Source organism: Actinomycetes bacterium (genome assembly GCA_035489715.1).
Lineage (GTDB): Bacteria > Actinomycetota > Actinomycetes > JACCUZ01 > JACCUZ01 > DATHAP01.
This window is the reverse complement of the sequence record DATHAP010000118.1, coordinates 1-6,811: the sequence shown is the minus strand read 5'-3', so window position 1 is coordinate 6,811 and position 6,811 is coordinate 1. Positions and strand designations below refer to the sequence as shown.

Genomic DNA, 6,811 nt, shown 5'->3' with positions numbered 1-6,811 from the left:
ACGATCCCGACGATCCCGACGAATGGAATGGGCGTGAGGATGCCGCGACGCCGCGCCGCCGTGACGGCCGCGATGGTGCTGGGGGCGGCGGGGCGCTCGGCACCTCCGCCCCGCACACCGCCCTGGCGGGGGGCGCGTTCTGCGACCCGGGGATCGACGCCCAGGTGCAGGACGCCGGGGTGGTCGCCGCCCGCGGCGGGAGCGTCGGCCGGCAGCCCCGGCACCGGCCAGGTGCCCCAGGACCTGCCGGCGTCCGCCAAGGGCGTGGCCGGCGAGGACTTCACGGCCACCGTGCCGGTCTACTTCCGCATCGTCACCGAGGGCACCACCGGTGCGGTCACCAACCGTCAGGTGGCCGCGCAGATCGACGTGCTCGACACGACCTTCGGCGGGGCTGAGGGGGGCACCGACACCGGGTTCTCCTTCACCCTGGCGGGCATCCACCGCACCGACAACGCCGACTGGTTCTACGCCGGCATCGGCGGCACCAACGAGCACACCATGAAGCAGACGCTGCACCGCGGCGGCAGCACCGCGCTCAACCTCTACTCGACGACCGCCGGCGCCTACCTGGGCTGGGCCTACCTGCCCGACATCCTGACCAAGCCGGGCAGGCGAGACCGCGACGGACGAGGCCGGCCACTGGCTCAACCTGGAGCGCACCTTCTACGGGGGCTGCAACGCCAACGGCGACTTCGTCGCCGACACCCCGGCCCAGAAGGGCGCGACCAACGGCTGCCCCGAGGGCAAGGACTCGTGCAAGGAGCCGGGACTCGACCCGATCCACAACTACATGGACTACTCGTACGACTCCTGCTACACGGAGTTCACGCCCGGGCAGACGCAGCGGATGCGCGACGCCTGGCTCTACTACCGGGCCTAGCGAGCGGGGTCGGCGGTCACACGTCGAGGCTGGTCGCCGCCAGGGCGGCGACCGCCTCGGGGTCGCCGCCGACCTCGACCACGGCGTGGTCGCGGCGGCCGAAGGCGTAGAGCAGGAGCTCCAGCGACTCGCCGGTCACGGTGGCCACCGGCTCGCCCTTGGCAGCGACGACCGACGACCGCGCGGCGTCGGAGCGGCGCAGGACCACGCCGGTCCCCACTGAGCGGAACGCCAGGGGTGCCCGGGTGCGCACGGCCCGCCACAGGGCGTCCTGGACGGCGTGCGGCAGCGTGCGCGGGGCCCAGCCCGGCTGTGCGCGGCGGACGTCCTCGTGGTGGACGACGTACTCCGTGGTGTTGAAGAACTTGTCCATGCCGGGCAGGGCGAAGGCCGAGAGCCGCCCGGGGCCGCTGCGCACCAGCTCGACCAGCTCGTCGTAGGGCCGCTCGGCGTAGCCCGCCTGCACCCGCTCGGTCCAGCCGGCCAGCGCGGGCACGGCGACACCGGGGGTGGCGTCGGGGCGGCGCTCGCGCACGGCGAGGTGGGCTGCGAGGTCGCGGGTGTCCCAGCCCTCGCAGAGGGTCGGGGCGTCGGGACCGAGCTCGACGAGCAGGTCGGCGAGGGCGGCGCGCTCACGGCTGGCGATGGACATCCCGCCAGCCTAGGTGCGGCGCCCGTCGGTGCCGTACGGCAGGCTTGGCCGAATGCGTGACGACACCCTCCGGCGCGGGCTCGGGCTGCTCGCGCGGGCCGTGCGGCACGAACCGCGGGTGTTCGCCGTCGCGGTCGGGGGCAGCGCCGTCTACGGCGTGATGACCGTGGCCTCGGCGTGGGTCCTGGGCCGGGTGACCGACCAGCTCATCGTGCCGGCGTTCCGCGACGGCGAGACGACCACCGGCGCGCTGGTGGCGTCCGGGCTGGCCATCGTCGGGGTCTCGGTGCTCAAGGCGAGCGGCATCGTGGCGCGCCGGCTGGGTGCCGGCGTCATGCAGTACCGGCTGCAGGCGCGCTACCGGCGCGAGGTGACCCGGCAGTACCTGCGGCTCCCGCTGTCCTGGCACCAGCGGCACCCGACCGGCCAGCTGCTGTCCAACGCCAACGCCGACGTGGAGGCGGTCTGGTTCCCGATCGCGCCGTTCCCGATGGCGGTCGGGGTGCTGGTCATGCTCGTCGTGGCCGGTGTCGCCATGGTGCTCACCGATCCGGTGCTCTCCCTGGTCGGCTTCCTCGTCTTCCCGTCGATCTTCGCGCTCAACGTCGTCTACCAGCGCCGGCTGTCGCCGCTCGCGACCCGCGCCCAGCAGCTGCGCGCCGAGGTGAGCGGGGTGGCCCACGAGTCGTTCGACGGTGCGCTGGTCGTCAAGACCCTGGGCCGCGAGGCGGAGGAGACCGAGCGGTTCGCCGGGTCGGCACGGGAGCTGCGCGACGCGCAGGTGGCGGTCGGCCGGGTCAGGGGCATGTTCGACCCGGCCCTGGAGGCGATCCCGACGCTGGGCGTGCTCGCCGTGCTCTGGGTCGGCACGGCCCGGGTGGCGGCCGGCGACATCGCGCCGGGCGACCTCGTGCAGGTCGCCTACCTGTTCACCATCCTGGCCTTCCCGGTGCGCGCGATCGGCTGGGTGCTCGGCGAGCTGCCGCGCAGCGTCGTCGGGTGGGACCGGGTGTCACAGGTGCTCGACGCGACGGGCGGCCAGACCTACGGCAGCGCCGAGCTCGACGCCGAGGGCCCCGCGGCCCTGGGCCTGCGCGGGGTGCAGTTCGCCTACGACGACACCGACGTGCTGCACGACGTCACCTTCACCGTCGAGGCCGGCCGCACGGTGGCCGTCGTCGGTCCGACCGGCTCTGGCAAGTCCACGCTGACCACGCTCCTGGTCCGGCTGGTCGACCCGGGCACCGGCGAGGTCGTGCTCGACGGGGTGGACCTGCGGGCGATCGCGCGCGGCGGCATCGCCGGGGCGGCTGCCGTCGTGCCGCAGCAGACGTTCCTCTTCGACGACACGGTGCGCGGCAACGTGACCCTCGGCCTCGACCTGCCGGACGAGCAGGTGCGGGCGGCCCTGCGGGTGGCGCAGGCCGAACTGTTCGTCGACGCCCTGCCGGAGGGACTCGACACCCGCATCGGCGAGCGGGGCATGACCCTCTCAGGGGGCCAGCGGCAGCGGCTGGCGCTCGCCCGGGCGGTCGTGCGCAGCCCACGGCTGCTCGTCATGGACGACGCGACCTCCGCCGTCGACCCGCGGGTCGAGCAGGCGATCCTGTCCGGGCTGCGCGAATCCGCCGGCGGCGTGCCACCGACGGTCGTCGTGGTGGCCTACCGCAAGGCGACGATCGCGCTCGCCGACGAGGTGGTCTACGTCGAGAACGGCCGGGTCCTGGACCGCGGGACGCACACCGAGCTGCTCGGGCGCACGGAGGGCTACCGCCGCCTGATCACGGCCTACGAGCGGGAGGAGGCCGAGCGGGCCGCTCTCGCGGCCGACGAGGAGGCGCCGGCGTCCTAGCAGCGCTGTCGGTCAGCGGGTGACGGCGAAGCCCTCGCCGACCGCCGCCGCGAGCTCGCGATAGGCCTCGACCGTCTCGTCGTCGAGCTCGTCGAGCTCGAGGACACCGCCGGCCTCGAGGTGCGGGTCGTAGGGGATGGTGACGACGGCGCGGCACCGCGAGGCGAAGTGGTCCTCGAGCTGCATGACGTCGACGATGCCGCCGCCGGGGCGCACCGAGGAGATGACCACCACCGCGTTGCGCGCCAGGTCGTCGAGGCCGTGGGCCTCGAGCCAGTCCAGCGTCGCGCTGGCGCTGCGCGCCCCGTCGAGGGACGCCGAGCTCACCACGACCAACGAGCTGGCCAGCCCGAGCACGCCGCGCATGGCGTCGTGCAGCAGGCCGGTGCCGCAGTCGGTGAGCACCAGGTTGTAGAAGCGCTCGAGCACGTCGAGGGTGTCCACGTAGTCCTGCTCGCTCAGCGCCGAGGACGCACCGGGGTCGGCGTCGGACGCGAGCACCTCGAGCCGCGTCGGCGACTGCGAGGTGAACGCGCGCACGTCGCCGTAGCGCGTGACGTCCTCGCGGTTCTGCAGCAGGTGGCGGATCGTCGCACCTGACTCGCGCACCACCCGCTCGCCGAGGGTGCCGCGGTCCGGGTTGGCGTCGACCGCGATGACCCGGTCGCCGCGCAGGTTGGCGAACATCGATCCGAGCGCCGCTGTCGTCGTGGTCTTGCCCACGCCGCCCTTGAGGCTGATGACGGCCACCCGGTGGGTCCCGCGCACCGGGGTGCGCGCCGCCTCGAGCTGCGCGGCCCGCCGGCGGTCCTCCGCCGAGAGGCCGAGGTTGACCTTGCCGCCGGTCATCGTCAGCAACCGCTTGCGCCAGCCGGACTGCGGGCGGGCACGGCGGGCCCGCAGCACGGTTGCCGCGGTCAGCGACTCGGCGCCGCTGCCGTCGGTGCCCGGCACCGGAGGCAGCTCCCACGAGCGGACCGCGTCCGGGCGCGCGATGGGGGCGTACGGCGCCGGAGGCTCCGCGACGGGAGCTGCGGCCGGTGCCGCTGCCTCCTCCGGGGCCGGCGCGACCTCCTGGACGACTACCGGGGCGGTCTCCTGGACGACCACCGGGGCGGTCTCCCGGACGACCACCGGCTGCTCCCCGGTCAGGTCGACGACGACCGTCTCGGTGTCGCTGCCGAGGTCGAAGGCCGGGATGGTCGTGGTGTCGTCCATCGGGTCGATCCCCGGGTCGAGCTCCGGGTCGGACGTCCGGACCGCCGCGAAGGAGTCGGTGCCACCGCCGTCGCCGAGGGGGTCGGCCATCCAGGACGGCTCCGGCGCGTCCGGCCACGCCTCGTCGGACCAGTCGCCGCCCTGGTCGCTCTCGGCGAACAGGCGGTCGGGGCGCTCGGTCGTCTCGTCGTGTCGAGCCATCGTCCCAGCGTAGCGACCATGCCGGAGTGGCCCTGCCCGCGGCGTGCGGCAGCATGGCGGGCGATGACCACGATCGCCGACACCGGCCGCGACCAGCAGGGGGCCTGGGCCACCTTGCGCCGCGGGCTCGCTCTCTCGCCGGAGTTCGCGACCGGGCTGCCGGTGACCCTCCTGCTCGCCCTGGTGGCGACCGTCGGCCGGGTCATCGTGCCCGTCGCGGTGCAGCAGACGGTGGACAAGGGCCTGCTCGGCGACGGCGGTCCGGACGCCGGCCGGGTCCATCTCGCGGTGCTGCTCACGGTGGGGGCGACCCTGCTGACCGCCGTGGCGGCGTACGTCCTCAACGTCCGGCTCTTCCGCACCACGGAGGCCGGCCTGGCGACCCTCCGGGTGCGCGCGTTCCGGCACGTCCACGACCTGTCGGTGCTCACCCAGAACGCCGAGCGACGCGGGTCGCTGGTCTCGCGGGTGACCAGCGACGTGGACACGATCTCGACGTTCATGCAGTGGGGCGGGCTGCTGATGCTGGTCAGCCTCGGCCAGCTGGTGGTCGCGACAGTGCTGATGGCGGTCTACAGCTGGCAGCTCACCGTGCTGGTCTGGGTCTGCTTCCTGCCGCTGTTCCTGCTGCTGCGGACCTTCCAGCGCCGGGTGTCCGGCGCGTACGGCGCGGTCCGCGAGCGGGTCGGTGACCTGCTGGGCGCGGTCTCCGAGTCGGTGGTCGGGGCGTCGACCGTGCGAGCGTACGGGATCGAGGAGCGCACCGGGCACCGCATCGACGGCGCCATCGACCGGCACCGGTCGGCGGCGACGCGCGCGCAGGCGATGGTGGCGCTGACCTTCTCGACGGGGGAGGTGGTCGCCGGCCTGGCCAACGCCGCCGTGGTGATCGTCGGCGTCGAGCTCGGCATCGCGGGCGAGCTCAGTGTGGGTGAGCTGCTGGCCTTCCTCTTCCTGGTGACCCTCTTCGTCGGCCCGGTGCAGATCGGGACCGAGGTGCTCAACGAGGCGCAGAACGCGATCGCCGGGTGGCGCCGGGTGCTCGGCGTCCTGGACACACCGGCCGACGTGACCGACCCGGGCCCGGACGGCGTGGTGCTCGACCGCGGACCCATCGCGGTGCGGTTCGAGGACGTGTCGTTCGCCTATCCCGGTGGGCCGGTCGTGCTCGAGCACGTGGACGTGGCCCTGGAGCCGCGCTCCCGGGTCGCGGTCGTCGGGGAGACAGGGTCGGGGAAGACGACCTTCGCCAAGCTGCTCACGAGGCTGATGGACCCGGTGGAGGGCCGGGTGCTCGTCGACGGGGTCGACCTGCGGTCTGTGGGCTTCGAGTCGGTGCGGTCGCGGATCGTCATGGTGCCGCAGGACGGTTTCCTCTTCGAGGGCACGATCGCCGACAACATCCGCCTCGGCCGGCCGGGCGCCATCGACGAGCAGGTCGAGCTCGCGCTGGTCGAGCTCGGCCTGGCCGACTGGCTCGGTGGGCTCGGGCACGGCCTGGCCACCGAGGTCGGACAGCGCGGGGAGCAGCTCTCCGCGGGCGAGCGCCAGCTCGTCGCGCTGGCCCGGGCGTACCTGGCCGACCCGGATCTTCTTGTCCTTGATGAGGCGACCAGTGCCGTGGACCCGGGGACCGAGGTGCGCATCGCGCGGGCGCTGGAGGGCCTCACCCGCGGCCGCACCGCGCTCACGATCGCGCACCGGCTCTCGACGGCCGAGGTCGCCGACGAGGTGCTCGTCTTCGACGCCGGCCGGCTCGTCGAGCGCGGCCGGCACGCCGACCTGGTCGCCCTGGGCGGGATCTACTCGCGGCTGCACGCCTCGTGGTCGGCGCAGCAGCGGCACTGAGCAGCCGCCAGAATGACTGCATGGATGCAGCCCTGGACCCTGCCCTCGCCGCCCGGCTGAAGCGGGACGCCGACGGCCTGGTCGCCGCCGTCGTGCAGCAGCACGGCAGCGGCGAGGTGCTGATGGTCGGCTGGATGGACGACGAGGCGCTGCACCG

6 protein-coding genes and 1 pseudogene are annotated in these 6,811 nt (G+C 74.0%); 4 read left to right on the top strand and 3 right to left on the bottom strand.

Annotation, left to right across the window (positions count from 1 at the left end; genetic code table 11):
• On the bottom strand, nt 1-290 hold a 290-nt coding region (locus tag VK640_09100; GenBank protein HTE73342.1), incomplete at its 3' end, for a hypothetical protein.
• Nucleotides 291-628: 338 nt separating this feature from the next.
• Between VK640_09100 and VK640_09095 the strand changes: the two are divergent.
• Nucleotides 629-883 (top strand): annotated as a pseudogene (locus VK640_09095) (M43 family zinc metalloprotease).
• Between the two features lie 16 nt (nt 884-899).
• Here the strand turns inward: VK640_09095 and VK640_09090 are convergent.
• Nucleotides 900-1,535: a TIGR03085 family metal-binding protein gene (locus VK640_09090; GenBank protein HTE73341.1), complete on the bottom strand. Its 636-nt coding sequence runs from the start codon at nt 1,533-1,535 to the stop codon at nt 900-902.
• 52 nt (nt 1,536-1,587) lie between these two features.
• Here VK640_09090 and VK640_09085 point away from each other — a divergent pair, with 52 nt between their 5' ends.
• Complete coding sequence (locus VK640_09085; protein ID HTE73340.1) at nt 1,588-3,387, top strand: ABC transporter ATP-binding protein; 1,800 nt, start codon at nt 1,588-1,590, stop codon at nt 3,385-3,387.
• Nucleotides 3,388-3,399: 12 nt separating this feature from the next.
• Here the strand turns inward: VK640_09085 and VK640_09080 are convergent, their stop codons facing one another.
• Nucleotides 3,400-4,806 (bottom strand): AAA family ATPase, encoded by a 1,407-nt coding sequence (locus tag VK640_09080; protein ID HTE73339.1) that lies wholly within the window; start codon nt 4,804-4,806, stop codon nt 3,400-3,402.
• Nucleotides 4,807-4,869: 63 nt separating this feature from the next.
• Between VK640_09080 and VK640_09075 the strand changes: the two genes are divergently transcribed.
• Both VK640_09075 and VK640_09070 read left to right on the top strand, forming a co-directional pair.
• Entirely contained in the window at nt 4,870-6,654 is a 1,785-nt protein-coding gene (locus tag VK640_09075) for an ABC transporter ATP-binding protein (protein HTE73338.1), read from the top strand.
• Between the two features lie 20 nt (nt 6,655-6,674).
• Nucleotides 6,675-6,811, top strand: a 137-nt coding sequence (locus tag VK640_09070) for a phosphoribosyl-AMP cyclohydrolase (protein HTE73337.1), incomplete at its 3' end; no start/stop codon positions are given.

Bases quoted from the DNA above. Each gene is read 5' to 3' on its own strand.
- VK640_09085 (HTE73340.1), top strand. From the start codon at position 1,588: ATGCGTGACGACACCCTCCGGCGCGGGCTCGGGCTGCTCGCGCGGGCC.
- VK640_09075 (HTE73338.1), top strand. From the start codon at position 4,870: ATGACCACGATCGCCGACACCGGCCGCGACCAGCAGGGGGCCTGGGCC.
- VK640_09090 (HTE73341.1), bottom strand. From the start codon at position 1,535: ATGTCCATCGCCAGCCGTGAGCGCGCCGCCCTCGCCGACCTGCTCGTC.
- VK640_09080 (HTE73339.1), bottom strand. From the start codon at position 4,806: ATGGCTCGACACGACGAGACGACCGAGCGCCCCGACCGCCTGTTCGCC.